General features: G+C 66.5%; 21 protein-coding genes. 14 read left to right on the top strand and 7 right to left on the bottom strand.

Annotated features, from left to right (window positions below):
• Positions 1-159 precede the first annotated feature (159 nt).
• The 5 genes from GU920_RS04465 to GU920_RS04485 all read right to left on the bottom strand — a co-directional run bounded on the left by GU920_RS04465 (position 160) and on the right by GU920_RS04485 (position 4,653).
• Positions 160-1,236 (bottom strand): Hint domain-containing protein, encoded by a 1,077-nt coding sequence (locus GU920_RS04465; protein WP_161765745.1) that lies wholly within the window; start codon positions 1,234-1,236, stop codon positions 160-162.
• A gap of 102 nt (positions 1,237-1,338) precedes the next feature.
• Positions 1,339-2,274, bottom strand: a complete 936-nt coding sequence (locus GU920_RS04470; RefSeq protein ID WP_161765746.1) for a lipid A-modifier LpxR family protein — start codon at positions 2,272-2,274, stop codon at positions 1,339-1,341.
• 418 nt (positions 2,275-2,692) lie between these two features.
• Positions 2,693-3,358 carry a hypothetical protein gene (locus GU920_RS04475; protein ID WP_161765747.1) on the bottom strand — a complete coding sequence of 222 codons (666 nt, stop codon included), beginning with the start codon at positions 3,356-3,358 and terminating at the stop codon, positions 2,693-2,695.
• Positions 3,346-4,419, bottom strand: coding sequence for an AbrB family transcriptional regulator (locus GU920_RS04480; protein WP_161765748.1), 1,074 nt, complete (start codon positions 4,417-4,419; stop codon positions 3,346-3,348). Before GU920_RS04480 ends, GU920_RS04475 begins: the two co-directional genes overlap by 13 nt.
• Before the next feature lie 42 nt (positions 4,420-4,461).
• Complete coding sequence (locus GU920_RS04485; protein ID WP_161765749.1) at positions 4,462-4,653, bottom strand: SlyX family protein; 192 nt, start codon at positions 4,651-4,653, stop codon at positions 4,462-4,464.
• Between the two features lie 73 nt (positions 4,654-4,726).
• Here GU920_RS04485 and hisS point away from each other — a divergent pair, with 73 nt between their 5' ends.
• From hisS to GU920_RS04505, 4 genes are all read left to right on the top strand, one after another.
• The gene (gene hisS, locus GU920_RS04490) at positions 4,727-6,226 is read left to right on the top strand and encodes a histidine--tRNA ligase (RefSeq protein ID WP_161765750.1); all 1,500 of its coding nucleotides are present in this window, start codon (positions 4,727-4,729) and stop codon (positions 6,224-6,226) included.
• Positions 6,223-7,323, top strand: a complete 1,101-nt coding sequence (locus GU920_RS04495) for an ATP phosphoribosyltransferase regulatory subunit (RefSeq protein ID WP_161765751.1) — start codon at positions 6,223-6,225, stop codon at positions 7,321-7,323. Before hisS ends, GU920_RS04495 begins: the two co-directional genes overlap by 4 nt.
• On the top strand, positions 7,320-8,030 hold the full coding sequence (gene hisG, locus GU920_RS04500) for an ATP phosphoribosyltransferase (RefSeq protein ID WP_161766522.1): 711 nt from the start codon (positions 7,320-7,322) through the stop codon (positions 8,028-8,030). Before GU920_RS04495 ends, hisG begins: the two co-directional genes overlap by 4 nt.
• A gap of 64 nt (positions 8,031-8,094) precedes the next feature.
• Entirely contained in the window at positions 8,095-8,439 is a 345-nt protein-coding gene (locus tag GU920_RS04505) for a hypothetical protein (RefSeq protein ID WP_161765752.1), read from the top strand.
• A 195-nt stretch (positions 8,440-8,634) separates the two neighbouring features.
• Here the strand turns inward: GU920_RS04505 and GU920_RS04510 are convergent, their stop codons facing one another.
• The gene (locus GU920_RS04510) at positions 8,635-9,066 is read right to left on the bottom strand and encodes a DUF1489 family protein (RefSeq protein ID WP_161766523.1); all 432 of its coding nucleotides are present in this window, start codon (positions 9,064-9,066) and stop codon (positions 8,635-8,637) included.
• 124 nt (positions 9,067-9,190) lie between these two features.
• Here GU920_RS04510 and GU920_RS04515 point away from each other — a divergent pair, with 124 nt between their 5' ends.
• From GU920_RS04515 to GU920_RS04560, 10 genes are all read left to right on the top strand, one after another.
• Entirely contained in the window at positions 9,191-11,476 is a 2,286-nt protein-coding gene (locus tag GU920_RS04515; protein ID WP_161765753.1) for an adenosylcobalamin-dependent ribonucleoside-diphosphate reductase, read from the top strand.
• Positions 11,477-11,592: 116 nt separating this feature from the next.
• Positions 11,593-13,257, top strand: a complete 1,665-nt coding sequence (locus GU920_RS04520; protein ID WP_161765754.1) for a thiamine pyrophosphate-dependent enzyme — start codon at positions 11,593-11,595, stop codon at positions 13,255-13,257.
• Positions 13,257-15,347, top strand: coding sequence for a hydantoinase/oxoprolinase family protein (locus tag GU920_RS04525; RefSeq protein ID WP_161765755.1), 2,091 nt, complete (start codon positions 13,257-13,259; stop codon positions 15,345-15,347). The genes GU920_RS04520 and GU920_RS04525 overlap by 1 nt, the downstream gene beginning before the upstream one ends.
• Positions 15,344-16,969: a hydantoinase B/oxoprolinase family protein gene (locus GU920_RS04530; RefSeq protein WP_161765756.1), complete on the top strand. Its 1,626-nt coding sequence runs from the start codon at positions 15,344-15,346 to the stop codon at positions 16,967-16,969. Before GU920_RS04525 ends, GU920_RS04530 begins: the two co-directional genes overlap by 4 nt.
• On the top strand, positions 16,966-18,183 hold the full coding sequence (locus GU920_RS04535) for a pyridoxal phosphate-dependent aminotransferase (protein WP_161765757.1): 1,218 nt from the start codon (positions 16,966-16,968) through the stop codon (positions 18,181-18,183). Before GU920_RS04530 ends, GU920_RS04535 begins: the two co-directional genes overlap by 4 nt.
• The gene (locus tag GU920_RS04540; RefSeq protein WP_161765758.1) at positions 18,180-19,001 is read left to right on the top strand and encodes an NAD-dependent epimerase/dehydratase family protein; all 822 of its coding nucleotides are present in this window, start codon (positions 18,180-18,182) and stop codon (positions 18,999-19,001) included. The genes GU920_RS04535 and GU920_RS04540 overlap by 4 nt, the downstream gene beginning before the upstream one ends.
• Complete coding sequence (locus GU920_RS04545) at positions 18,998-20,206, top strand: NAD(P)/FAD-dependent oxidoreductase (RefSeq protein ID WP_161765759.1); 1,209 nt, start codon at positions 18,998-19,000, stop codon at positions 20,204-20,206. Before GU920_RS04540 ends, GU920_RS04545 begins: the two co-directional genes overlap by 4 nt.
• A 26-nt stretch (positions 20,207-20,232) precedes the next feature.
• On the top strand, positions 20,233-21,177 hold the full coding sequence (locus GU920_RS19695; protein WP_161765760.1) for a LysR substrate-binding domain-containing protein: 945 nt from the start codon (positions 20,233-20,235) through the stop codon (positions 21,175-21,177).
• Positions 21,174-21,902, top strand: a complete 729-nt coding sequence (locus tag GU920_RS04555; RefSeq protein ID WP_161765761.1) for an SDR family oxidoreductase — start codon at positions 21,174-21,176, stop codon at positions 21,900-21,902. Before GU920_RS19695 ends, GU920_RS04555 begins: the two co-directional genes overlap by 4 nt.
• Positions 21,899-22,648, top strand: coding sequence for an SDR family NAD(P)-dependent oxidoreductase (locus tag GU920_RS04560; RefSeq protein ID WP_161765762.1), 750 nt, complete (start codon positions 21,899-21,901; stop codon positions 22,646-22,648). Before GU920_RS04555 ends, GU920_RS04560 begins: the two co-directional genes overlap by 4 nt.
• A 40-nt stretch (positions 22,649-22,688) precedes the next feature.
• On the opposite strand, the gene dnaE is transcribed toward GU920_RS04560, so the two are convergent.
• On the bottom strand, positions 22,689-26,126 hold the full coding sequence (gene dnaE / locus GU920_RS04565; RefSeq protein WP_161765763.1) for a DNA polymerase III subunit alpha: 3,438 nt from the start codon (positions 26,124-26,126) through the stop codon (positions 22,689-22,691).
• Between the last annotated feature and the right edge of the window lie 63 nt (positions 26,127-26,189).

Consider the following 26,189-nt stretch of genomic DNA (forward strand, 5'->3'; position numbering starts at 1 on the left):
GCTGATCTCCTTCATAGGTTCAGAAGGGCGTTGTCCTTTGGGCCAGGGCCCCGACAGGCATCCCCTTGCGGGGGCCACCAACACCAATGAAAAACCCCGGCGCAGCACGCCGGGATCGGGGGGCTTATACAGCCCGTCCTTGCAGAGTCAACAGCCCCCTCACGCCGCCATATCGTGGCGCAACAGCGCGGCCTCGCTGCCCGAAAGGTTGCGCCGGGCGTAATCGCCATAGACCTCGGGGTTGCGGGCGACATCGGGCATCACCGCCATCAGCACGTCGCGCTGCGCGGGATCAATCATCTCCAGCGCGGTGTTCGACGGGTGAAAGCTTTCCGTCTCCACCCCATTGGCAAAGACGATGTTATGCCGCTCCAGCAGGATATGGATATAGGTCACCTCGCGCAGGGCGTGATCCACCGCGATGCTGGTGTCGTTCAGCAGGTCCTCGGCCCGCACCAGCACCTCGCTCGTGCCAAACAGCGCCTGCGCCGCCGCCCCCTTCACCAGCATCCGATGCGCCGGCGAGACCAGCAGATCGGGTTCCGGCCGGTCATTGCCAAAGGCGCCCGCCCGCAGGCGGATCGGGCGCAGATGCGGCATCGCATAAAGCCGAGCGCCCGACATGCGGCGATGGCCCGTCCACAACACCTCTTGCGGGCCGTCATCCTTGGTCAGCACCCGGTCGCCGGGACGCAGCGACTGGATCAGCTTCGGCCCCTCGGGCGTTGCGATCCGCGTGTGGGGAGTGAAGCAGATCACCCCGCCCCCTTCGCGCCCGCCCGCCGCCACGCGCGCCCGGTCGATCGACGTGCGCACGACCCACAGGTCGCGGTTCGCGGGCGGCACATCGCCCATCATCATCACCAGACGCGCCCCGCTGTCGGGCACCGGGATCAAGGTCAGCGTGTAACTCGCCACCCCATCCGTCACGATGAACCCCATGTCGGGCATGTCGTCATCTTCCGTCGCCGACGCGGCCACGTCGTCCTCCGGCGGCTTGCCGACGGCCGATCCTATCAAACGGCGCACCATCCGCGCCGCGCGCTTGCGCATCTCCGCCTTGCCCTCGGCGCCTTCCAGAAGCAGCAGATCGCCAGGCCCGTCCACCCGAACCATTTCCCCGGTCCAGCGCCACGCCGCGCCCACCGCAAGAAGGTCCAGCGCCGCCGCCTTCACCCCATCCACTTCTGTCTGCGTCCAAGAGATGACGAACGTGCCACGAGAGCCCGCTATCATATGCCTGTCTGCCTGCTCGTTTGTATTTTTTGTAGCTGAAGTCTAACAGTCAGCCGCCATCGTGGCTATTGCAGCGGCGCAACATCTGCAAAATCGGATGGATCAGAACTGCAACCGCAGATTGATCGACCCGACGATCTGGTCATCCGGTTGCTGATCGAACTCCTCGCTCAGCCAGGTCAGGCCATAGAAGACCTCGCTCTGCGCGCCCTGCCAGTGCAGGCCCGCGCGCAGACGCTTGCGCGTGTCGCTCGGCGTGATCGCATCACCGGCCAGGAAATACTCGCTGTCATAGACCTCGGCGATGTCGCCGCCCATGATCAGGCTCAGCCCCTCGCTGCCGCTGCCGGCCACGCCGCGATAGCGCTGCCCGGTGGATGTGTCGCGCAGCATCAGCGCGCCGGTGGTGAACTGGCCAAAGGTGAAATCGCCGCCGACCCGCACCAGCGTTTCCGCCCCCGCCTGCGCCTCGAGGAACGGGCGGAACGTGCTGTTGGGCCCCAGCGTCAGGGTGCGCCCGACCTCGGCCGTCACCGTCAGGAACACCTCATCCCCGATCTGGCCGCCAAAGACATTGGGCGTCGGCAGGCCCAACAGATCATGCAGATCGCCATGCAGCGAACTGATCCCCGTCTGCGGCCCGACGATCACCGCATCCGCGCCCACGCTCGCCTCCAGCCCGGCCGCTTCGAAATGCGTATGCAGGCCCAGCGACAGCGCCCCCACATACCGCCGGTCCAGCGGGTTGGGCGTCACCAGATCGGCCGGCGCGATGGTCTCAAGCCGAAAGCGGAACTCCAGGATCTGCCCCGGCGTGGCGGGCAGGCTTCCGTTCCAGTCCGGCCCGCGCAGATAGCTCAGCACATAGGATCCCGTGCGCCACCGGTCCTTGCCGTCACCGATCGCATCATTCGTCAGCAGCCGCCCCCAGCCCAGAACGCCCCGCTCCTGCGCGGCGGCCGCCCCGCCAAGGGGCAGGGCCGAAAGCGCGCCAAGCGCGACGACAAAGACGGAGGAAGCCAGCGGGGGAAGGTGCATCACAATGTTCCAATCATCAGCCCCCCCAGGCCGCAAAGGATTGTAAACATCCTGAACGGGAATTCTAGTGCCGCCAAGCAACACTTTGCGGTTGATTTCCCGCCACTCGCTTTGGCATGAACCACCGTTCGCGCCACCCGCAATTCTCCTTTCTTTCGTGGGTGTTCTTTGACGAAGCGCGCAATTCGCACGATCAATCTGATGGGTTCGCCCTGACGGAATGGCGAATTCGTAAAGTTCATCAGATACGAACAGTTTTCGTCACCGGCACCCTTTAATCAACCGTATGCACATGTAACTGCACAGGTGATCGCCGCCAGCGAGTGTAGTTGGTGACATGAGTATGTACCCCGTGCGCCTGCAGCGCCAATGGGTCGTGTGTGCTGGCGGCGATCATGTTTCCGATGGTTTGGAACGCTCAGCGCGGCAATGCCCGGCGGCGCAGCGCATAGGCCAGCGCCCCGATGGGCAGCACGGCCAGCGCCACAGGCCAGAGCGGCGCCCCCGGCGCCACAACCACGCAGCACAAGGCCACGGCCACGGAAACCGCCGCCACGTCCGGGCGCGCCACGCGCCACACCGGCAGGGCATTAGCGACCGCCGCCACCGTCACAAGCGTCCGCAGCCCCGCCGTGGCGGACCCCAGCGCCCAGAACAGCGCCGCGCTCAGCACGGCGACGCCCGCCAGCAGCGCCACGGCACCCAGCACAGGCCGCGCCGCCCCCCAAGGCAACCCCCGGCGCAGCAGGGGCAGCGCCAGCAGTAGCGCCGCCACCGCCCACAGGATCCAATTCCCCAGCGCGCCCGCGACCGCGCCCGCCAGGTCGGTCTGCGCCCGGTTCACGGCGGCAAAGGCGAACATGAACAGGATCACGCGCAGCGCCCGCTCCAGCCCGGTCACGCGGTTCGCGGAAGGCGCCTCCACCGCGGCCCGCAGCAGCATCAGCGCACCCAGAAACAGGATCAGCGCATCCCAATCCGCCCCCGGATAGGACCAGGCCGACAGCGCCATCCCCACCGCCACGCAAGCAAAACCAAACAGCCGCGCCCAATCCGCCTGCCGCATCCGCCCTATCCGATCCAACGCCGCGCCCCCTTGGCCACCAGAACGCTCAGCACGATTCGCGCCACATGGTGGACGGTGACATAGACCACGCTCATCTGCAGGCTCAGCGCGATCAGGCTCATCTCCGCCAATCCCCCCGGCGCAAAGGCCAGGAACACCGCCGCCACCGGCTCGCCCACCAGGGGCATCAGCGCCCAGGCAATGCCAAAGGCGATGCCCAAAGCGACCGCCCCGTTCAAAACCGCCAGCCGCGCCGCGCGCAGCAGCATGGCCCGCTCCACCCCGGCAAAGCGCGCGCCAAGGCTACAGCCCACCACCACCTGCGTCACGCCCACCAGCCAGGCGGGCGGCACCCCATGCACGATCCCCGCCGCATGGGCCACAGCGGAAAACAGGATCGGCCCCGTCATGATCGCCGCCGGAAAGCGCAGCGCCTTCCCCACCATAACGCCCAGCACCCCCACCGCCAGCAGAACCGCCACCTCATAGGCGCTCAGCACCACCGCGGCGGCGGGCAATTCCACCCCCCCGGCAGACCCAACCACCGCCCCCGTCAGCACCATAAAGATCAGGGGCACCGACACGATGGTCAGGATCAGGCGCAGGAACTGCAGCACCGTCATCAGGCGCACGTCGCCGCCTGCCTCTTCGCCCATCTGGACGGCCTCGATCAACCCGCCCGGAACCGCGCCGAAAAAGCTCTCCAGCTTGGGAAGGCCGCCGCGCGTAAAGATGACATATCCCACGCCATGCATGATTGGCAGAAACACCAGCAGCGCCAGCAACGACGGCCACCACGCCACCGCCTCGGCCACCACCGCGGGCGTGAAGGCCCCGCCGATCGACACGCCGATCACCGGCACAAAGGCGGATCGCAGCCCGATCGGCAGAACAATCCCCCGACCGAAAGGCCGCCACCCGGCCGCCGCCACCACCCCCGTCACCACCAGCGATCCCAGCAGCAGCGCCAGCGGCAGATGCAGCAGGCTTGCCATCCCGCCCCCCAGCGCCCCAAGCGCCAGCGTCAGCAGCAGCGCCGGATAATCGACGCCCTCAAAATGGGAAAGAATGCGCTTCATCGCCGCCGTTGGTGCCGCGCCGCGCCGCGCGATGCAACCCCTTTACCAATGCGGCGGCCGCACATTGGCGGCCGGGCCATCGCCCGCCATCGCCTCGCGCTCGGCCTCCCGCTCCACCAAAAGCTGCACCAGCCGCGTCAGCCGCTCGATTTCCTTCGCCTGACCCGCCACCACGTCCGACAGGTCATCCACCGTCCGCATCAGATGGGCCACCCGTTCTTCCAACTCGACCATGTCACCCTCCGCCGCTTGCCGCGTCCTGCCCCTTCCGTTACACGGGCCGCGACAGAAAGCGAAGGTCCGACCGATGCCACAGGACAAGGCGCCCGACGCCAAGACCCGCCGCCCCCGCGCTGAAACCCCCAAAGGGTTCCGCGACTATTTCGGTGCCGAAGTGACCGAGCGCAAAGCCATGCTCGACCGCGTGGCCGAGGTCTATCATCGCTACGGCTTCGACCCGCTGGAAACCAGCGCGGTGGAAACGGTGGAGGCTTTGGGTAAATTCCTCCCCGATGTGGACCGCCCCAATGAAGGCGTCTTCGCCTGGCAGGATGAGGATGCCGATTGGCTGGCCCTCCGCTACGATCTGACCGCGCCGCTGGCCCGCGTGGCGGCGCAGTTCCGCAATGACCTGCCCTCGCCCTACCGCCGCTATGCGATGGGCCCCGTCTGGCGAAACGAAAAGCCCGGTCCGGGCCGCTTCCGCCAGTTCTACCAATGCGACGCCGACACCGTCGGCGCCCCTTCCGTCGCGGCGGATGCCGAGATTTGCGCGATGCTGTCGGATGCGCTCGAAACCGTCGGCATCCCGCGCGGCGATTACATCGTGCGCGTCAACAACCGCAAGGTGCTGAACGGCGTGATGGAAGTGGCCGGAGTCCTCGACCCCACCGATCCCGACCGCTTCGCCGCCGAACGCGGCACCGTCCTGCGCGCCATCGACAAGATCGACCGTCTGGGAGAGGCGGGCGTCCGCGCCCTCCTGGGCGAAGGCCGCAAGGACGAATCCGGCGATTTCACCAAGGGCGCGGGGCTTGCCGCTGAACAGGCCGAAGTCGTGATGGCCTTCATGGCCGCCCGCCGCGACAGCGGCGCCGAAACCACCGCCCGCCTGCGCGAACTCGTCGGCCCCTCGACCATCGGCAGCGAAGGCGTGGCCGAGCTTGAAACCATCGCCGAACTTCTCGACCGTCAGGGCTACGGCCCCGACCGCATCCTCATCGACCCCGGCGTCGTCCGTGGCCTCGGCTACTACACCGGCCCCGTTTTCGAAGCCGAACTCACTTTCGAAATCCTCGATGAGAAGGGCCGCAAGCGACAATTCGGCTCTGTCGCGGGCGGCGGGCGCTATGACGACCTCGTCAAACGCTTCACCGGCCAATCCGTCCCCGCCACCGGCGTCTCCATCGGGGTGGACCGCCTGCTTGCCGCGCTGCGCGCCAAGGGCCGCATCGGCGCCGATACCCAAGGCCCCGTCGTCGTCACCGTCATGGATCGCGACCGCATGGCCGATTACATGGGCATGGTGGCCGACCTCCGCAACGCGGGCCTGCGCGCCGAAGTCTACCTTGGCAACCCCAAGAACTTCGGCAACCAGCTCAAATACGCCGACAAGCGCCAATCCCCCATCGCCGTGATCCAGGGCGGGAACGAGGCGGAAAAGGGCACCGTCATCCTGAAAGACCTCATCCTCGGCGCGCAGATCGCGCAGAACGCCACGCTCGAGGAATGGAAGGACCGCCCCGCACAGGTCGAAATCCCCCGCGCCGATCTGGTGGCGGCGGTGCGCAAGATGCTGGCGAAATGACCCCCAAGGCCGCGATCAGGGCCGAGGCCGAAACCCTCTTCGCCGCCTTCCGCGCCGAAGGGGCGCTGCCGGTCGAGACGGATATCCTCCAGCCCGCCGAAACCCTGCTCGACCTCTACGGCGAAGACATCCGCGCCCGCGCCTACGTCACCGCCGATCCCCTGCGCGGCGAAATGATGCTGCGCCCCGATTTCACCGTCCCCGTGGTGCAGGCCCATATGGCGCATGGCGCGGAACCCGCGCGTTACTGCTATATGGGCGAGGTGTTCCGCAAACAGGACAGCCCCAGCGCCCGCGCCAACGAATATCTGCAGGTGGGGTTCGAACTGTTCGACCGCACCGCCCCCGAACAGGCCGATGCGCAGGTCTTCGCCCTCTTCGCCCGCCTCCTCGCGCCCCTCTCCCTGCGCGCGGCAACGGGCGATATCGGCATCCTCATGGCCGCCGTGCGCGGACTGTCTACGTCCGACCGCCGCAAGGCGGCCCTTCTGCGCCACATCTGGCGACCCACCCGCTTCCGCGCGCTGCTCGACCGCTTCTCCGGCCGCGCGCCCATGCCCACCGCCCGCGCGGCCCTTCTCGACCACCTGCAAAAGGACAGCCCCGAAGCCTTGACGCGCGCCGCAGGCACCCTCGTCGGCCTGCGCAGCGCCGAAGACATCGCCGCCCGCGCCCGCGCCCTGATCGACGATGCCGCCACGCCCCCCATCGCCGCGCCCGAGGCCGCGCTTCTCTACGACCTCCTGTCGCTACAGGCCCCCGCCCGCGCCGCCCTCAACCACCTGCGCGGCATCACCCCCATGCTGCCCGCCATCGCCCCCGCCGTGGACCGCTTCGCCGCCCGGCTCGACGCGCTGGCCGCCCTTGGCATCGACACCGAAACCCTGCCCTTCGAGGCCAGCCACGGCCGCACCAGCCTCGAATACTACGATGGCTTCGTGTTCAGCTTCCACGCCGCCGACCCCGCCCTTCCCCCCGTCGCCTCCGGTGGCCGCTATGACGCGCTCACCGCCGTCCTCGGCGCGGGCCGTTCCATCCCCGCCGTCGGCGGCGTCATCCGCCCGGGCCTCGTCGCCCGCCTGAAAGGGGTGATCTGATGCTGAAAATCGGCGTCCCCTCCAAAGGCCGGCTGATGGAAAAGACCTTCGACTGGTTCGGCACGCGCGGCATCGCCATGCGCCAGACCGGGAATGACCGCGAATATTCCGGCGCGGTGGACGGGATCGACAATGTCGAACTCGTCCTCCTTTCCGCGGGCGAAATCCCGCGCGAACTGTCCGCAGGCCGCATCCACCTCGGCGTCACCGGATCGGACCTCGTCCGCGACAAGCTGGCCGACTGGCCCGCGCAGGTGGCCGAGCTTGCCCCCTTGGGCTTCGGCCATGCTGACCTGATCATCGCCGTTCCCGCCGCATGGATCGACGTGGACACGCTGGATGACCTTGACGCCGCCGCCGCCGCCTTCCGCGCGGCCCATGGCCACCGCCTGCGCATCGCCACGAAATACCACCGCCTCGTGCGTGACTTCCTCACGCAGAACGGCGTGGCCGATTACCAACTGGTGGACAGTCAGGGCGCGACCGAAGGCACGGTGAAGAACCTCACCGCCGAAGCCATCGCCGATATCACCTCCACCGGCGAAACGCTGCGCGCCAACCACCTGAAGATCCTCTCCGACGGGCTGATCCACCAGTCGCAGGCGGTGCTCTTCCTCGCCCGCGCCGCCGACTGGGGCGCCGCCGAACGCGCCACGCTGGCCACGCTCTGCACCCGCCTCGGCCTCACCGCCCCGGCCGATCTTTAACGGTATCTTGACGCTTTCCCACCCGCCCTAGCTCCTCAGGCAGGTCCAAACAGGGGAAAACCAAATGTATCTGCGCCTTGCCGCCGCCGCCCTCTTCGTCGCCCTGCCCGCATTCGCCCAAGACCTCGCCACCGGCGATGCGATCCGCGCCGCCATCGCCGACAAGACGGTGCAGGGCTCCATGATCGAATCCGGCGCCTATACCGAATTCTACGCCGCCGACGGCACGATCCGCGGTGACGGCTATACCGGCACCTGGACGGTCGAGAATGATCAGATGTGCTTCAACTATGGCGAAGGCGCCAGCTGCTGGTCGGTGCGCCTGTCGGGCGACAGCGTCACATGGGTCAAGGACGGCAAGGATGATGGGTCGGGCACCCTGATCCCCGGCAACGTCAACGACTTCTGAGCCAAGATTTTCTGATCAATCGCAGCCGGGCTTCCCGGTCGGCGCACGCAGCGGATGGTTCATCAGCCAGAAAACCACCGTTCGCTGCGTGCATACACTTTGCTGCACTACCGTGCTGCACCCGTTGCTGACTCCGCCCGCACATCGGTTCACGCCATTCCCGGCCGTTCCGGTTCCTGCGTCGGAAACCGCCTGTCACCGCAGCCCGATTTCGGCCAGCGCCTGCGCCAGCTCATGCGGCAGCGCCTCTTCGCGCTCCCGCCCCTTGGGCAGGTCGCGCGGGCTCTCCGCCGGGTCCAGATAGCGCCAGCCCTGAAACGGGCGCCGCGCCGCCGCCTCGGTGCGGATCACCTCCGCATCCAGCACCAGCGCACAGCGCAGGATGCCATCCGCGCCTTCCACTTTCTCAAGCCCTACAATGCGTTGCCGGGCAAGGATCACGCCCTTGATCACCCAGTAGAGCGACCCACCCGCCAGCACCTCCGCCTCGCGCTTGGGCCACATCCGCGTCACATGCACCGCCCGGCCCTTGGGCCAGCGATGGCGCTGGCTCTCTTGCCAGTCGACCAGATCCTCGACGCTGTCCGCGCCGACACAGAGCTTAAGGATATTGATGTAAGACACGATTCCCCCGGCGCTTCGGACCCTGAAGGATAGCTGTGGTTAACCTCTCCGCAAGGTTTGACGCATGCCGCCAATGCGCCTATCTTGTGCGTTCCTCCGAAAGAACCGCAAAACCAAGGAAAATCGCATGTCCCGATTCGCCGCCCCCATCGCCGAGCAGATCTGGGACATGAAGTACCGCCTGAAAGAGGCGGACGGCACCCCCCTCGACGGCACGGTCGAGGATACGTGGCGCCGGATCGCCCGCGCCTTGGCCGAGGTTGAGGCCGACCCCGCCCATTGGGAAGCGGAATTCTACAGCGCCCTGGAAGATTTCAAATTCCTGCCCGCAGGCCGCATCACGGCAGGCGCAGGCACGGGCCGCAGCGTCACGCTCTTCAACTGCTTCGTCATGGGCACCATCCCCGACAATATGGGCGGCATCTTCGACGGGCTGAAAGAGGCCGCGCTGACGATGCAGCAGGGCGGCGGAATCGGCTATGATTTCAGCACCATCCGCCCTCGCGGGGCCGAGGTGAAGGGCGTTGCCGCCGATGCCTCCGGCCCCCTCTCCTTCATGGATGTCTGGGATGCGATGTGCCGCACCATCATGTCCGCAGGCAGCCGCCGGGGCGCGATGATGGCCACCATGCGCTGCGACCACCCCGATATCGAACAGTTCATCGAAGCGAAGAAAGACCCCGCCCGTTTGCGGATGTTCAACCTTTCCGTGCTAGTCACCGATCCCTTCATGGCGGCGGTCAAGGCGGATGGTCCGTGGGAACTCGTGTTCGACGGCAAGGTGTACAAGACGGTGCAGGCGCGCGATCTGTGGAATCGGATCATGCGCAACACCTATGATTTCGCCGAACCCGGCGTCATCTTCATCGACCGCATCAATGCGATGAACAACCTCGCCTATTGCGAAACCATCGCCGCCACCAACCCCTGCGGCGAACAGCCCCTGCCGCCCTATGGCGCCTGCCTTCTGGGCTCCATCAACCTCGCCACACTGGTTAAGAATTCCTTTACCGAAGACGCCGCGATGGACATGGCCGCGCTGGATCGTCTGGTCCGCACCGCGGTGCGGATGATGGACAACGTGGTGGATGCCAGCCGCTTCCCCCTGCCCCAGCAGGCGGCCGAGGCGCAGGCAAAACGCCGCATCGGCCTTGGCGTCACCGGTCTGGCCGACGCGCTGTTGATGATCGGTCAACGCTATGGCTCTGAAAAGGCGGCGGAAATCACCGAAGGCTGGATGCACGCCATCGCCCGCGCCGCCTATCTCGCCTCGGCCGATCTGGCCCGCGAAAAGGGGGCCTTCCCCCTGTTTGACGCCGACAAGTTCCTCGCCTCCGGGTCGCTCGCGCATATGGATGATGACGTGAAGGCCACGATCCGCCAGCACGGCATCCGCAACGCGCTCCTCACCTCCATCGCGCCCACCGGCACGATCAGCCTCTATGCGGGCAATGTCTCGTCGGGCATCGAACCCGTCTTCGCCTATGCCTATACCCGCAAGGTCCTGCAAAAGGACGGCTCGCGCACGGAAGAAGAGGTCGTCGATTACGCCGTCCGCCTCTGGCGCGAAAAGATGGGCGATGCCCCCCTGCCGGATTACCTCGTCAACGCCCAGACCCTGCCCCCGCTCGACCATGTCCGCATGCAGGCGGCGGCGCAGAAATGGGTGGACAGCTCCATCTCCAAGACGATCAACTGCCCGGAAGACATCAGCTTTGACGCGTTCAAAGAGGTCTACATGGCCGCCTGGGATCAGGGCTGCAAAGGCTGCACCACCTACCGTCCGAACGATGTGACGGGCTCTGTCCTCACAGTCTCGGAAAGTTCGGAAAAGACCCCCGCCGAAGACCCCGCCGCCGTCCGCCAATCGCAGGACGGGGCCGAGGTCGTCTATCTGTCTGAACCGCTCGACCGCCCCGCCGCGCTGGAGGGCCAGACCTACAAGCTGAAATGGCCGGGCTCCGAACACGCGCTCTACATCACCATCAACGACATCGTCATCGCGGGCCACCGCCGCCCGTTCGAGGTGTTCATCAATTCGAAGAACATGGAACATTTCGCATGGACCGTGGCGCTGACCCGGATGATCAGCGCAGTGTTCCGGCGCGGCGGCGATATTTCCTTTGTTGTGGAAGAACTTAAGGCCGTCTTCGACCCGCGTGGCGGCGCCTGGATGGAGGGGCGCTATATCCCCTCGATGCTGGCCGCCATCGGCGGCGTCATCGAACGCCACCTGATCGACATCGGCTTCATCGCGGGCGAAGGGCTGGGCCTGAAATCCGACCCGCAGGCGCAGGTGGTTGCCCTCGGCGCCCCCAAGGGCAAGGCCTGCTCCTCCTGCGGCAGCTATGACATGCGCATGGTCGAAGGCTGCATGACCTGCGCCTCCTGCGGCTTCTCCAAATGCGGTTAAGGATCGCTTAATCGACAAGGAAAACTTGTCGATTGCCTGTCGAACTTGGTTTTCCTTCCGCCCCCGAACGGGCATGCTGCGCGTGACAGACGTCCGTGGTGCGAAAGGAAAGCCCGATGCAGAATGGCGGTCAACTGCTGGTTCAATCCCTTGTCGCCCTTGGCGCGACCCGCGCCTTCGGCGTGCCGGGAGAAAGCTATCTGGCCGTTCTGGACGCGCTGCACGACACGGGCGGCAAGCTGGATTTCACGCTGTGCCGCAACGAAGGCGGGGCCGCCTTCATGGCCGCCGCCTGGGGCAAGCTGACGGGCAGCCCGGGCATCTGCATGGTGACGCGCGGGCCGGGCGTGACCAATGCCTCCATCGGGATCCACACCGCGATGCAGGATTCCGCCCCGATGATCATCTTCGTGGGCCAGGTCGGCACCGATCTGCAAGGGCGCGAGGCATTTCAGGAAATCGACTATCCGGCCGTCTTCGGCACCATGGCGAAATGGGCGGTGGAGATTTCCCATGTCGAGAGGATTCCTGAAATCCTTTCAAGGGCATGGATGACCGCCCTCGCGGGGCGCCCCGGCCCCGTGGTCATCGCCCTGCCCGAAGATATGCTGACCACCCTCACCGCCACGGCCCCGCTGACGGCCGCCGCCACGATCCGCGAACCCGCCCCCGATGCCGCCACCGTGGATGATGCGCTGGCCCTCCTGCGCCGCGCGGAACGCCCGCTGATCATCTTGGGCGGCTGCAACTGGACAGATCGCGGGCGGCAAGCCCTGCAGGCCTTTGCCGAGGCGTCCGATATCCCCGCCATCGCCGCCTTCCGTTTTCAGGACAGGTTCGACAACCATTCCCCCGTCTATGCCGGTGAAGCCGGGGTGGGGATGCCGCCCCATGTGCGCAAGCTGATCCTCGAGGCCGACACGATCCTCGCCCTCAACATCCGCTTTGGCGAGATGACGACGGATGCCTATACCCTGCTCGACGTGCCGGTGCCGCGGCAGCGGCTGATCCATGTCCACCCGTCCGATCGTGAGATCGGCAAGATCTACCAGCCCACGCTGGGCATTCAGGCCGGGCCAAACGCCTTTGCGGCCGCCCTGCGCCCCGTGTCCGGCCCCTGGGCCAACTGGCGCGCGCAGGCCCGCGCGGGCTATGAGGCCAGCTTCGATGCCCCCGCCCAGCCCTCGCCCGTCGACATGGTGGCGGTGACCGCCCATCTGCGTGACGTGTTGCCCGAGGATGTGATCCTGACGAATGGCGCGGGCAACTTCACCGTCTGGCCTAACAAGTTCTTCAGGTACGGCCCCAAGGCGCGGCTGCTTGCGCCGCAATCCGGCGCCATGGGCTATGGCCTGCCTGCCGCCATCGCGGCCAAGGTGGCCCATCCCGACCGCACGGTTGTCTGCTTTGCCGGGGATGGCGATTTCCAGATGAACTGCCAGGAGCTTGGCACCGCGATGCAGGCGGGGGCGCAACCCATCTTGCTGATCCTGAACAATGGCACCTATGGCACGATCCGCGCGCATCAGGAACGCAACTACCCCGCCCGTGTCTCGGCCACCGATCTGGTCAACCCCGACTTCGCGGCGCTGGCCCGCGCCTACGGCTTTCACGGCGAAAGGGTGGAGACGACCGCCGATTTCCCCGCCGCCTTCGCCCGGGCCTTGGCCTCCAAGACCGGCGCGGTGCTGGATCTGAACATCGCGGCCGAGGCGATCACCCCGCGCCAGACCCTTTCCCAGATGCGCGCCGCCGCCCTTGCGGCAAAGGACAGAACCTGATGCCCAGTCCCCAGACCCGGATCGGCGCCGATATCGGCGGCACCTTCACCGACATCGTGCTGGAACATGACGGCGCGATCCATTCGACCAAGATCCTGACCAGCTACAGCGCCCCCGAACAGCCGATCCTCGACGGGATCCGCCTTCTGCTGGATCAGGCCGGGATCGGGCCTGCCGACATCGACATCGTGATCCATGGCACGACGCTGGCCACCAATGCCCTGATCGAACGGCGCGGCGCGCGCACGGCCTTTGTCACGACCGAAGGCTTTCGCGACGTGATCGAGATGCGGACCGAAAACCGGTTCGATCAATACGACCTGAACCTGTCGCTGCCCCTGCCCCTTGTCCCGCGCGAGGACCGCTTCACCGTGGCAGGCCGCATCGGGGCGGCAGGGCAGGAACTTGCCCCGCTGGACGAGGCCGCGCTGCAAGCACTGGCCGACCGCATCGCCACAGGCGGCTATGGCGCGGTGGCCATCGGGTTCATCCATTCCTACATGAACCCCGCCCATGAACGCCGCGCGCGTGACATCATCGCTGCCAAGGTGGCGGTGCCGATCTCGATCTCGGCCGAAGTCTCGCCCCAGATGCGCGAGTTTGAACGCTTCAACACCGTCTGCGCCAATGCCTATGTCCGCCCGCAGATGGCCGACTATCTGGCGCGGTTGCAGGTGCGGCTGGCCGAGATGGGCGCGCGCTGCCCGGTCTACATGATCCATTCCGGCGGCGGTCTGATCGACGTGGACACCGCCGCCGAATTCCCCGTGCGACTGGTGGAAAGCGGCCCCGCCGGCGGGGCCATCTTCGCCGCCGACATCGCGCGCCGTTTCGGGCTGGACCGCGTGGCGAGTTACGACATGGGCGGCACCACCGCCAAGATCTGCCTGATCGAGGATTTCGCCCCAAAGACCGCCCGCAGTTTCGAAGTGGCGCGCACCACGCGCTTTGCCAAGGGGTCGGGGATGCCCATATCCATCCCGGTGATCGAGATGATCGAAATCGGTGCTGGCGGCGGCTCCATCGCCTGGGTGGATGGGATGGGGCGCATCCAGACCGGCCCGGAATCCGCTGCATCGGAACCCGGCCCCGCCTGCTACCAGCGGGGCGGCACGCGCCCCGCCATCACCGATGCCGATCTGGTGCTGGGCAAGATCGACCCCGACAATTTCGCCGGTGGCGCGATACGCCTGTCGCGCCCCGCGGCAGAGGCCGCCATCACCCGCGACGTGGGCGATCGCCTGTCGCTGGGGGTAGAGGCCGCCGCCTTCGGCATCTGCGAGGTGGTGGATGAAAACATGGCCAATGCCGCCCGCGTGCATGCGGTGGAAAACGGCAAGAACATCGCCGAAAACACGATGATCGCCTTTGGTGGTGCGGCCCCGCTCCATGCCGCGCGGCTGTGCGAAAAGCTGGGCATCGACCGCTGCCTGATCCCGCCCGGGGCGGGCGTGGGATCGGCCATCGGTTTCCTGCGCGCGCCCTTCGGCTATGAGGCGCTGCTGTCCAAGGTCACGCGCCTGTCGCGGTTCGACATCCCCGCCGTCAACGCCATGCTGGCCGACCTGATCGCCACGGCCGAGCGTTTCGTCCGGGCGGGCAGCACTGGTGCCGTGCGGCGCGAAATCACGGCCTTCATGCGCTATGTCGGACAGGGGTGGGAAATCCCCGTCCCCCTGCCCGACCGCCCCTTCGCACAAGGCGATGTCGAGGCCCTGCGCGCCGCCTTCCGCGATGCCTATGCCCGCTTCTTCGGGCGCGCCATCGACGGGCTGGATGGGCTGGAGATCGAGGTGGTCACATGGTCGGTCAAGGCGCAGGACGAACGCCCCGAAACGCCCCGGCATGACCTCACCCTCGGGCAGGGGGCGGCAAGCACGGCACAGACGCGCCCGGTGTTTGATCCGACCGCCGCCGCAGCGCTGCCCGCGGCCATCCATGACCGCGCGGCCCTGCCGCCCGGCACGCGCGTCCCCGGCCCCGCCGTGATCGTGGAACGCGAAACCGCCACCGTCGTCACCGCGCCCTTCGATGCCGTGATGCAGACCGATGGCTCCCTCCTCTTGATCCGCAAGGAACCGCGCGCATGACTGATGCCACCATGGAAATCCGCATGCAGGTGATGTGGAACCGCCTGATCTCGGTCGTCGAGGAACAGGCGATGACGCTGCTGCGCACCGCCTTTTCCACCTCTGTGCGCGAGGCAGGCGATCTGTCGGCGGGAGTGTTTGATCCGCAGGGGCGGATGCTGGCGCAGGCCGTGACCGGGACGCCCGGCCATGTGAACACCATGGCCGAGGCGGTGGGCCATTTCATCGCCGAGATCGGGCGCGAAAACATGTTCCCCGGCGATACCTATGTGACCAATGACCCGTGGCTGGGCACGGGCCACCTGCATGACATCACGATGGTGTCGCCGTCCTTCCTTGGCGACGTGTTGGTGGGCTTCTTTGCCTGCACCGCCCATGTGGTGGATGTGGGCGGGCGCGGCTTTGGCGCGGATGGCAAGTCGGTCTATGAGGAAGGCATCCAGATCCCCATCATGAAATTCGCCGAACGTGGCCGGGTGAATGCCGATCTGGTCCGCCTGATCCGGGCCAATGTGCGCGAACCCAATCAAGTGGTGGGGGATTTCTATTCGCTTGCCGCCTGCAATGATGTGGGTCATCGCCGCCTGACCGCGATGATGGCAGAGATCGGCCTCACCTCGCTGGACACTCTGGGCGAATTCATCTTCACCCGCACCCGGGCGGCCACGCTGGACCGGATCCGCGCCCTGCCACAGGGGGCGTGGGACAATGTGCTCGATACCGACGGCTATGACGAACCCGTGCGGCTGGCGGCGCGGGTGTCGGTCGCGGGGGACAGGGTGCATTGCGATTTCACCGGCAGCGCGCCGGTCAGCCGCTGGGGCATCAACGTGCCGGTGATCTATACCAAGGCCTATGCCTGCTATGCGCTGAAATGCGTGATCGCGCCGGACATCCCCAACAACTGGGCCTCGCTCGCGGCCTTCACCATCGACGCGCCGGAAAACATCCTGAACGCCCCGCGCCCTGCGCCCGTCTCGGTGCGCCATGTGATCGGGCATCTGGTGCCGGATCTGGTGCTGGGTGCGCTGGCAAAGGCGCTGCCGGGGCAGGTGCTGGCCGAAGGCGCGGCGGCGCTGTGGAACATCCACATGTCGGTGCGCCCCGCCGCCGGGGCGGCCGGGCGGCGGGCCGAGATCCTGATGTTCAACTCGGGCGGCATGGGCGCGCGGCCCGGCTCCGATGGCCTGTCGGCCACGGCCTTCCCGTCGGGCGTGATGACCATGCCCATCGAGGCCACGGAACATACCGGCCCCATCACCATCTGGCGCAAGGAGCTGCGTCCCGATTCGGGTGGTGACGGGGAATTCCGCGGCGGTCTGGGGCAGATCATCGAGATCGAACCGGCGCCGGGGCATGAGTTCGACTTCTCGGCCATGTTCGACCGGGTTCATCACCCGGCGCGCGGCCGCGATGGCGGCCAGCCGGGGGCGGCGGGGCGCGTGGCGCTGGATGACGGGACGGTGCTGAAACCGAAGGGCTGGCAGCATGTCCCCGCCGGTCGCCGCCTGATCCTGCATCTGCCCGGTGGCGGCGGCTTTGGCGATCCGGCCAACCGCCCCGAGGCGGCACGCGATGCCGATCTGACCAAGGGTTACGTCATCAAGGGGCCGGACACATGACCTATGTCGCCACTCGCCTTGCGGCGGTGAAACCTTCGGCCTCGATGGCGGCCTCCATGGCCGCCCGCGCCCTGCGCGCCAAGGGCGTCGATGTGATCGACCTTGGCCTGGGCGAGCCGGATTTCCCCACACCCGCCCATATCGCCGATGCAGCCCACAAGGCGGCGCTGGCGGGCGAGACACTCTACACCCCCGCCGCCGGAACGCAGGCGCTGCGTGCGGCGATTGCCGACAAGTTCCGCCGCGAAAACGGGCTCAGCTGCACGGCCGATGATGTGGTGGTGGCGAACGGGGCCAAGCAGATCATCTTCAATGCGCTGATGGCCACGCTGGATGCGGGGGATGAGGCGATCCTGCCCGCCCCCTATTTCGTCAGCTACCCCGAGATGGTGAAGCTGCTGGGCGGTGTGCCGGTCACCCCGGCCTGCCCGGCAGAAACCGGCTTTCGCCTTACACCCGCGCTTCTGGAACGGGCGATCACGCCGCGCACGAAATGGCTGTTCCTGAACACGCCCGGCAACCCCTCGGGCGCGGTTTACGACAAGGCCGATCTTCAGGCGCTGGCGGCGGTGCTGGAGCGGCATCCGCAGGTGCTGATCCTGTCGGATGAAATCTATGAACATGTCACTTTCGATGACCGCCCATTCATCAGCTTCGGCGCCGCCTGCCCGCAGTTGCGCGACCGGACGCTGATCGTGAATGGCGTGGCCAAGGCCTATGCGATGACGGGCTGGCGCGTCGGCTATGCCATCGGGCCTGCGCCCTTGCTCCGGGCCATGAACACGGTGCAAAGCCAATCCGTCACCTCGGTCGCCGCGCCGATGCAGGCGGCGGCGCTGGCCGCGCTGACCGGGCCGCAGGACTGTGTCGCCACCTTCCGCGCCGCCTATCAGCGCCGCCGCGATCTGGTGGTGGCCGCCATCACCGCGATCCCCGGCCTGACACTGGCCCCGCCCGATGGGGCCTTCTACGCCTATATCGGCTGCGCGGACCTCTTGGGCAAACGCAGCCCTGAGGGCCGCCATCTGACCGATGACACCGCCGTTGCCGATTTCCTGCTGCATGAGGCGCGGGTGGGCACCGTTCCGGGCGCGGCCTATGGCCTGTCGCCGTTCTTCCGCATCTCCACCGCCACCTCTGACGCCATCCTGACCGAGGCCACGCACCGCATCGCCCGTGCCGTGGCCACCCTCCAACCCGGAGACCGCGCATGACCGCCCCCCGTTTCGACACGATCCTGATCACGGGTGCCGCAGGCCGCCTTGGCACGCAGTTGCGCCGTGGCCTTGCCCCCCTTGCCCGCCATCTGCGTCTTACGGACCGCGTCGCCATCGCCGACCTGCAACCCAACGAATCCGCCCATATCGCCGAACTGGCCGACGAAGCGGCGATGCGCGCGCTGTGCGAAGGGGTCGATGCCATCGTCCATTTCGGCGGCGCCCCGATGGAACGCCCCTGGGAAGAGGTGCTGAATTCCAGCATCCGGGGCAGCTATCACATCTATGAAGGCGCGCGGAAAGCCGGGGTGAAGCGGGTGGTCTATGCCAGTTCCGTCCACGCCATCGGCTATCACCGGCTCGAGGATCAGATCGACGCCCACAGCCCGCACCGGCCCGACGGGCTCTATGGCCTGTCGAAATGCTTTGTCGAGGATCTGGGCCGTCTCTACTGGGACAAGTTCGGGATCGAAACGGTGGCCCTGCGCATCTTTTCGTCGTTCCCGGAACCGGCGGATCGGCGGATGCTGTGGTCTTGGCTGTCGTTCGAGGATTGCATCCGCCTTGTGACCGCCGCGCTGACCGCGCCGCGCGTGGGGTTCACGGTGTCCTTCGGGATGTCGGATAACAGCGTGAAACCCGTGGACAACCGCCTGGCCAACCATCTGGGCTATCATCCGCAAGACAGCGCCGAACCCTTCCGCGCGGGCGTCGAGGCGCGCACGCCAATGCCCGATCCTAAGGCCCCCGCCGTGCAGTGCCTTGGCGGCTGGTTCGTGGATCTGGGCCATCCCGATGACGAGGCCGCAAAATGAGGGCGCATTACGATGTGGTGATCGTGGGCGGCGCGGTCATCGGGTCATCGGTGGCCTATTTCCTGACGGCGAACCCCGATTTCAACGGCTCTGTCCTTGTGGTGGAGCGCGACCCCACCTATCGCTTCGCCTCTACCGCGCTGTCCTCCTCGTCCATCCGCACGCAGTTTTCGAACCCGATCAACGTGCGCATCAGCCAGTTCGGATCGGCCTTCATCCGCGATTTCGCCATCACCATGCAGGTGCCGGGCGAGGCACCACCTGATCTGAACTTCCATCAGGGTGGCTATCTCTTCCTCGCTGCGTCTGAGAGCCAGGAACAGACGCTGCGCGAGAACCATGCCGTTCAGGTGGCCTGCGGGGCCGATGTGGTGCTGTGGGATCAGGCGGAACTGCGCCGCGCCTTCCCGCATCTGAACGTGGATGACATCCGCCTTGCGTCTTACGGGCGGTCGGGGGAAGGGTGGTTCTCCAACACCGGGCTGATGAACGGCTTCAAGGCCAAGGCCCGCGCGCAGGGGGCCGAGTATCTGACGGATGAGGTGGTGGCGATCGACCGGACCGGCGATCGCGTGACTGGCGTCCGCCTGAAATCCGGGGCCGTCATCGGGGCGGGCAGCATCGTCAACGCCTCTGGCCCACGCGCCGCACTGACGGCCCGGATGGCAGGGCTGGATGTGCCGGTAGAGCCGCGCAAGCGCACCTCCTTTGTCTTTGCCTGCGCGCAAACGCCCGAGGGCAGCGCTACGGTGAACGGTGGCCGCCTGCCGCTGATGATCGACCCGACCGGGGTGTTCTGCCGTCCCGAGGGGCGGTTCTTCCTGTGCGGCGCCGCCCCGGCCGAGGATCCGGCCGTGGATTGGGATGATTTCGAGCCGCGCTACCATGAGTTCGACGAAATCATCTGGCCCGCCCTTGCCGCCCGCGCGCCTGCGTTCGAGGCGATCAAGGTCGTCAACCAATGGGCGGGGCATTACGATTTCAACAGTCTTGACCACAACCTGATCGTCGGGCGCCACCCGGAGGTTGCGAATTTCATCTTCGCCAACGGCTATTCCGGCCATGGGTTGCAGCAATCCCCCGCCGCCGGGCGGGGCGTGGCGGAACTGATCGTCCATGGCGGCTATCGGACGCTGGACCTGTCCGAGGTGGGTTACGAGCGTATCGTCGAAGGCCGCCCCTTCCTCGAGAAGGCCGTGATCTGACCCTGTGCAGGAGACAAGGCCCACCGATGACAGACCGCCCGCCCCGCCTGCCCCCGCTCAACAGTCTGCGCGTCTTTCAGGCGGTCATGCAGCACCGCAGCTTCCGCGCGGCGGCGGATGATCTGCGCGTGTCGCCGCAAGCCGTCAGCCTGCAGATCAAGGGGCTGGAGGATGCGCTGGGCGTGACCCTGTTCGAACGCAAGGGCCGCAGCATCGACCCGAACGAACCGGCAATCCTGCTGGCGCATTATGTCAATGCAGGGTTCGACGAGATTGCCGAAGGCATCCGCCGCATCACCCGCACGCAAAGCCGCAACCGCATCAACGTGAACGCAAGCCCCTATTTCGCCACGCGGCACCTGCTGGACCGGCTGGCACGGTTCCGCGCCATCCTGCCCGATGCCGATCTGCGCCTGACCACGATGGTGGATCTGCCCGATTTCGCCCGCGATGATGTGGATGTGGCGATCCAGTGGGGCTTTGGCGACTGGGCGCCGCATGACCACCGGATGCTGCTGCGCGATCTCAAGGTCATCTGCTGCACCCCGGCCATCGCCACCCGCCTGCGCCAACCGTCCCATCTTCTGGCAGAAACGCTGCTGCACCCGATCCTGACCGACAGCCTGTGGTCCGATATCCTTGCCCATCTGGGTGTCACGCTGACAGCACAGACGCAGGCGATCCGCTTTCAGGATGCCGCCACGATGCGCCGCGCCACGCTGGCGGGGCTTGGGGTGGGTCTCATCTCCAGCATCGACGCGGCCGAGGATCTGGAGGCGGGCCGTCTGGTCGCCCCCTTCGGCACGGCGGTGATGGACGGGATGCCATCCGCGCAGATCCCGGGCTTCTGGCTTGTCCTGCCCCGGTCGCATCGCCGGATGAAGCCCATCGCCGCCTTTTGTGACTGGATCACCGCCGAAGACTGGACCAGCGACATCCACAGCCTTTCCCCGCAGGAGCCCATGCCGTGAAACAGGCCATCATCACCGGCGCCACCGGCGGCATAGGCCGCGCCATCGCCATCGCCCTGCGCGATGCTGGGTTTCGCGTGCTGGCGCTGGGGCGCGACGGGCAAGCGCTGGCCGACCTTGCACGGATGGAGGGGATAGAAACCCGGGCCGTCGATCTGGCGGATCGGGAAGCCCTGCGCGCGGCCGTGGCGGGGGTCGCGGCCGATGTGCTGGTCAATAATGCGGGGATGATGCCGCCCCTCTCCCCCTTTACCGACCTGGACGAAGATCAGATCGACCGCACCATCGCCATCAACCTGACCGCCGCCCTTGCCTTGACCCGCATGGTGGTGCCCGGCATGCGCGACAGGGGGGCGGGGCATGTGTTCTTTACTGGCTCCACCGCCGGACATGCGCCCTTTGCCAACCTCGCGCTTTACTGCGCGACCAAGGCAGCGCTGGCGGGCTTTGCGCAATCGCTGCGGCTCGATCTCGCGCCCCATGGGGTGCGCGTGACGGAAATCGTCGCAGGCCGGGTGGAAACCGGGCTCTACCGCGATGTGCTGCCGCCCGAACAGCGCGCGGCCATGTATGCAGGCGGCGGCGCCGTGCAGCCGCAGGATGTGGCCGCGATGGTGATGGCGGTGCTGGCGCTGCCCGGCCATGTGGATGTGGCCCGCTTCGACATCCTGCCCACCCAACCGGCCACCGCGACCGGGGCCCCGCCGAAAGGAACGCGCGCATGAAGGATTTGATGGTGGTGATCGTGGGCGGCGGGGCGGGCCTTGGCGCGCTGCTGGCCGAGATGGCGGTGGCCGAGGGCGCGGCGGGCATCGGCATCATCGACCTTGATCCCGATGCCGCAGAGGCCGCGCTTGCCCCTGCCCGCGCGGCAGGTCTGCCCGTGGCCCATGCCGCCTGCGACATCCGCACCGCACCCGCCGCCCACGCCGCCTTTGCCGACGTGGCCCGGACGCTGGGCCGGGTGGACACGCTGGTGAATTCGGCCGCGATCTACCCGCGCAAGCCGATCCTCGAGATCACCGATGCCGATTGGGATGCTTCGAACGCCATCAACATCAAGGGCACCTATCACATGATGGTCGCGGCCATACGCCATATGCGCGGGCAGGAGAGGCACGGCAATGTGCGCGGGCGGATCGTCAACATCACCTCGGTCGATGCGTTCAAGGCGCATCCCCAGAATGCCCACTACGCCGCAACCAAGGCCGCCGTAGTCAGCCTGACACGCTCCATGGCGCAGGAAGTGGCGCCCGACGGCATCCTCGTGAATTCGGTGGCCCCCGCCGGCATGGCCACCGAAAAGGCCCGCGCGGCAGGCTTTCTGCCGGAACTCGCCAAGGCCAGCCCGCTGGGCCGGGGGGGCGAGCCGCGCGAGATGGCGGAATGGGTGCTGATGGCGGGCGGGCCGCGCAACACCTACATGACGGGCGAGAACATCATCGTCTCGGGCGGCTATATCTACGCCTGATCCCCGACGCCTGATCCCCGACGGGCCGTGGCGGCAAGGATCAGATCTCCTCGACCATCACAACGCCCGGCATGGCCTTGATCGCGCCCTTGATCTGCGGCGTCACGGGATAGGGTTGCGGCAGGATCACGTCGATCTCGCATCCGTCCTCGTCCGGCACGCAGATCGTGATCTGCGCCTTGCTCCGGCCTTCCAGATTGGCCAGCAGCGCCGCCACCGATCCTGCGGCCTCTGCCCGGTTCAGATGGATGCGCAAGTCCGACGCCCCGGCATCGGCGGCCACGCTGTCGATGGGTTGCACCGCATTGGCCAAGAGCTTGACCGAATCCCCGTCTGGATCGGCGCGCACCGTCAGCACCACATTGCGCCCCGGCTCAAGATGATCACGCGATGCCTCGAGCACGTCCGAGAACACCGTCACCTCATACAGCCCCGTCGGATCGGACAGCGCCACAAAGGCAAATCGGTTCCCCTTCGCGGATTTCCGTTCCTGCCGGGCCGAAACAGAGCCCGCCATCTTCACCACGCAGGTACCGCGCTGTTCGGCGATGCGCGTCACCTCGGCCAAGGTCTTCACGTCCTTGCGCCGCAGGGCGCCCATGTAATCGTCCAGCGGATGGCCAGAAAGGTAGAACCCGATCGCCTGATGTTCCTGCGCCAGCCGCTCCGTCGGCATCCAGTCGCCCCGCCCCGCCGCCAGCCGCGGTTCGGGGATATCGGCCCCCGCCTCGCCGAACAGCGACACCTGCGACGAAGCCTTCGCCTCATGGATCGCCGCCGAATAGGCCACCAGCGCATCCAGCGCCTCAAACACCCGGGCGCGGTTGCCATCCAGCACGTCAAAGGCCCCCGCCCGCGCAAGCATCTCAAGCGGGCGCTTACCGATCTTCTTCAGATCCACCCGGCGCGCGAAATCGAACAGGGTGACAAAGGGCCGTTCCCCCCGCGCCTCGACGATCATCTTCATCGCCTCGACACCCACATTCTTCAACGCACCCAGCGCATAGACGATCTGCCCACCCACCACCGTGAACGTCGCCAGCGACCGGTTCACACAGGGCGGCACCGTCGCGATGCCCAGCTTGTCCACCTCGCGCTTGTAGACCGCCAGCTTGTCGGTCAGGTGGATATCGCAGTTCATGACGGCGGCCATGAACTCCACCGGGTAATTGGCCTTGAGGTAAGCCGTCTGATAGCTGACCACCGCATAGGCGGCGGCGTGGGATTTGTTGAAACCGTAATTGGCGAATTTCTCCAGAAGATCGAACACCTCGCCCGCCTTCTTGGCGTCGATGTTGTGGGTCTTCTTGGCACCTTCGATGAACTTGGGCCGCTCTTTCGCCATTTCCTCGGCGATCTTCTTGCCCATCGCGCGACGCAGCAGGTCTGCCCCGCCAAGGCTGTAACCCGCCATGACCTGCGCGATCTGCATCACCTGTTCCTGATAGACGATGATGCCCTGCGTCTCGGCCAGAATATGGTCGATGGTGGGATGGATCGATTCCAGATCTCGCAGCCCGTTCTTCACCTCGCAATAGGTGGGGATATTCTCCATCGGGCCGGGCCGGTACAGCGCCACCAGCGCCACGATATCCTCGATGCAGGTCGGTTTCATCCGCCGCAGCGCATCCATCATGCCGCTGGATTCCACCTGGAACACCGCCACCGTCTTGGCGGCGGCATAAAGCTCGTAGGTCGGCTTGTCGTCCAGGGGGATCAGGCTGATATCCAGCGTCACCCCGCGCAGCTTCAACAGATCCAGCGCGTTCTGGATCACTGTCAGGGTCTTCAGACCCAGAAAGTCGAACTTCACCAGACCGGCGGCTTCCACCCATTTCATGTTGAACTGGGTGGCCGGCATGTCCGACCGCGGATCCTGATACAGCGGGACCAGCTCATCCAGCGGCCGGTCCCCGATCACCACACCCGCCGCATGGGTCGATGCATTGCGATACAGCCCCTCGATCTGTTCGGCATAGGTCAGAAGCCGACCCACGACCTCTTCCTTCGCCGCCTCGCGCAGGCGCGGCTCATCCGCCAAGGCCTTGGTGATGGAGACAGGCTTCACCCCCTCCAGCGGGATCATCTTCGACAGACGATCCACCTGCCCATAGGGCAATTGCAGCACCCGCCCCACATCCCGCACGGCGGCCTTCGACAGCAGCGCACCGAAGGTGATGATCTGCCCCACCTTCTCGCGCCCGTAATGCTCCTGCACATAGCGGATCACCTCTTCCCGGCGGTCCATGCAGAAGTCGATGTCGAAGTCGGGCATCGACACCCGCTCCGGGTTCAGGAACCGTTCGAACAGCAGCGCATAGCGCAGCGGATCAAGGTCCGTGATCGTCAGCGCATAGGCCACCAGGGACCCCGCCCCCGACCCCCGCCCCGGCCCCACGGGGATGTCATGCGCCTTGGCCCATTTGATGAAGTCCGACACGATCAGGAAATACCCGGGGAACCCCATCTTCTCGATGATGTCCAACTCGAAATCCAGCCGGGCCTGATACTCCTCCACACCCGCCGCATGGGGGATGACGGCCAGCCGGTTCTGCAACCCCTCATTCGCCTGACGGCGCAGTTCCTGCACCTCGTCATCGGCGAACTTCGGCAGGATCGGCTTGCGCTTGGCCGCCATGAAGGCGCAGCGCCGCGCGATCTCCACCGTGTTGTCCAGCGCTTCGGGAAGGTCCGCGAACAGCGCACACATCTCCGCCTCGGACTTCAGGTAATGCTGCGGCGTCAGGCGGCGGCGCGGCTGGCTCTGGTCCACATAGGCCCCTTCCGCGATGCAGATCAGCGCATCATGCGCCTCGTACATCTCGGATTTCGGGAAATAGACGTCATTGGTGGCCACCAACGGCAGGCCCATCTCATAGGCCATCTCAATGAGCCCCCGCTCCGTCGCGGCCTCCCCTTCCGTCAGCCGCCCGCCTTCGCCCGGATGGCGCTGCACCTCGACATAAAGCCGATCGCCGAAACAGGCCGCCAGCCGCTCCATCAAGGCCCGCGCCTTGGCCCCCTGCCCCTGTTGCAGGAACCGCCCCACCGGCCCCTCTGCCCCGCCCGTCAGGCAGATCAGGCCGGCCGAATACCGCTCCAACTCCTCCAGCGTCACCTGATTGAGCTGGCCTGCCTTGTCCAGATACAGGCAGGAATTCAGCTTCATCAGGTTCATGTAACCCGCTTCGGACTGCGCCAGCAGAACCACCGGCGCGGGCAGGCGCAGCTTTTCCCCCGGCTGGGCCGGATCATGCGCGACCGAGACCTGACAGCCCACGATCGGCTGCACCCCCGCATCCTTGGCCAGAACCGAAAATTCCAGCGCGCAGAACATGTTGTTGGTATCCGTCACGGCGATGGCGGGCATCTCTGCCGCGGCGGCCAGCTTGACCAGCTTCTTCACCGGGATCGCGCCTTCCAGCAGCGAATGTTCGGTATGGACGCGCAGATGGATGAATCGGGGAGCGTTCGACATGGGGCACAGCCTAGCGAAGCACCAGCCCCGGGAAAAGCCCGCCCCTTCTTTCGGCAAAAGGCG

Origin of the sequence: Paragemmobacter ruber (genome assembly GCF_009908315.1) — a bacterium.
Lineage (GTDB): Bacteria > Pseudomonadota > Alphaproteobacteria > Rhodobacterales > Rhodobacteraceae > Paragemmobacter > Paragemmobacter ruber.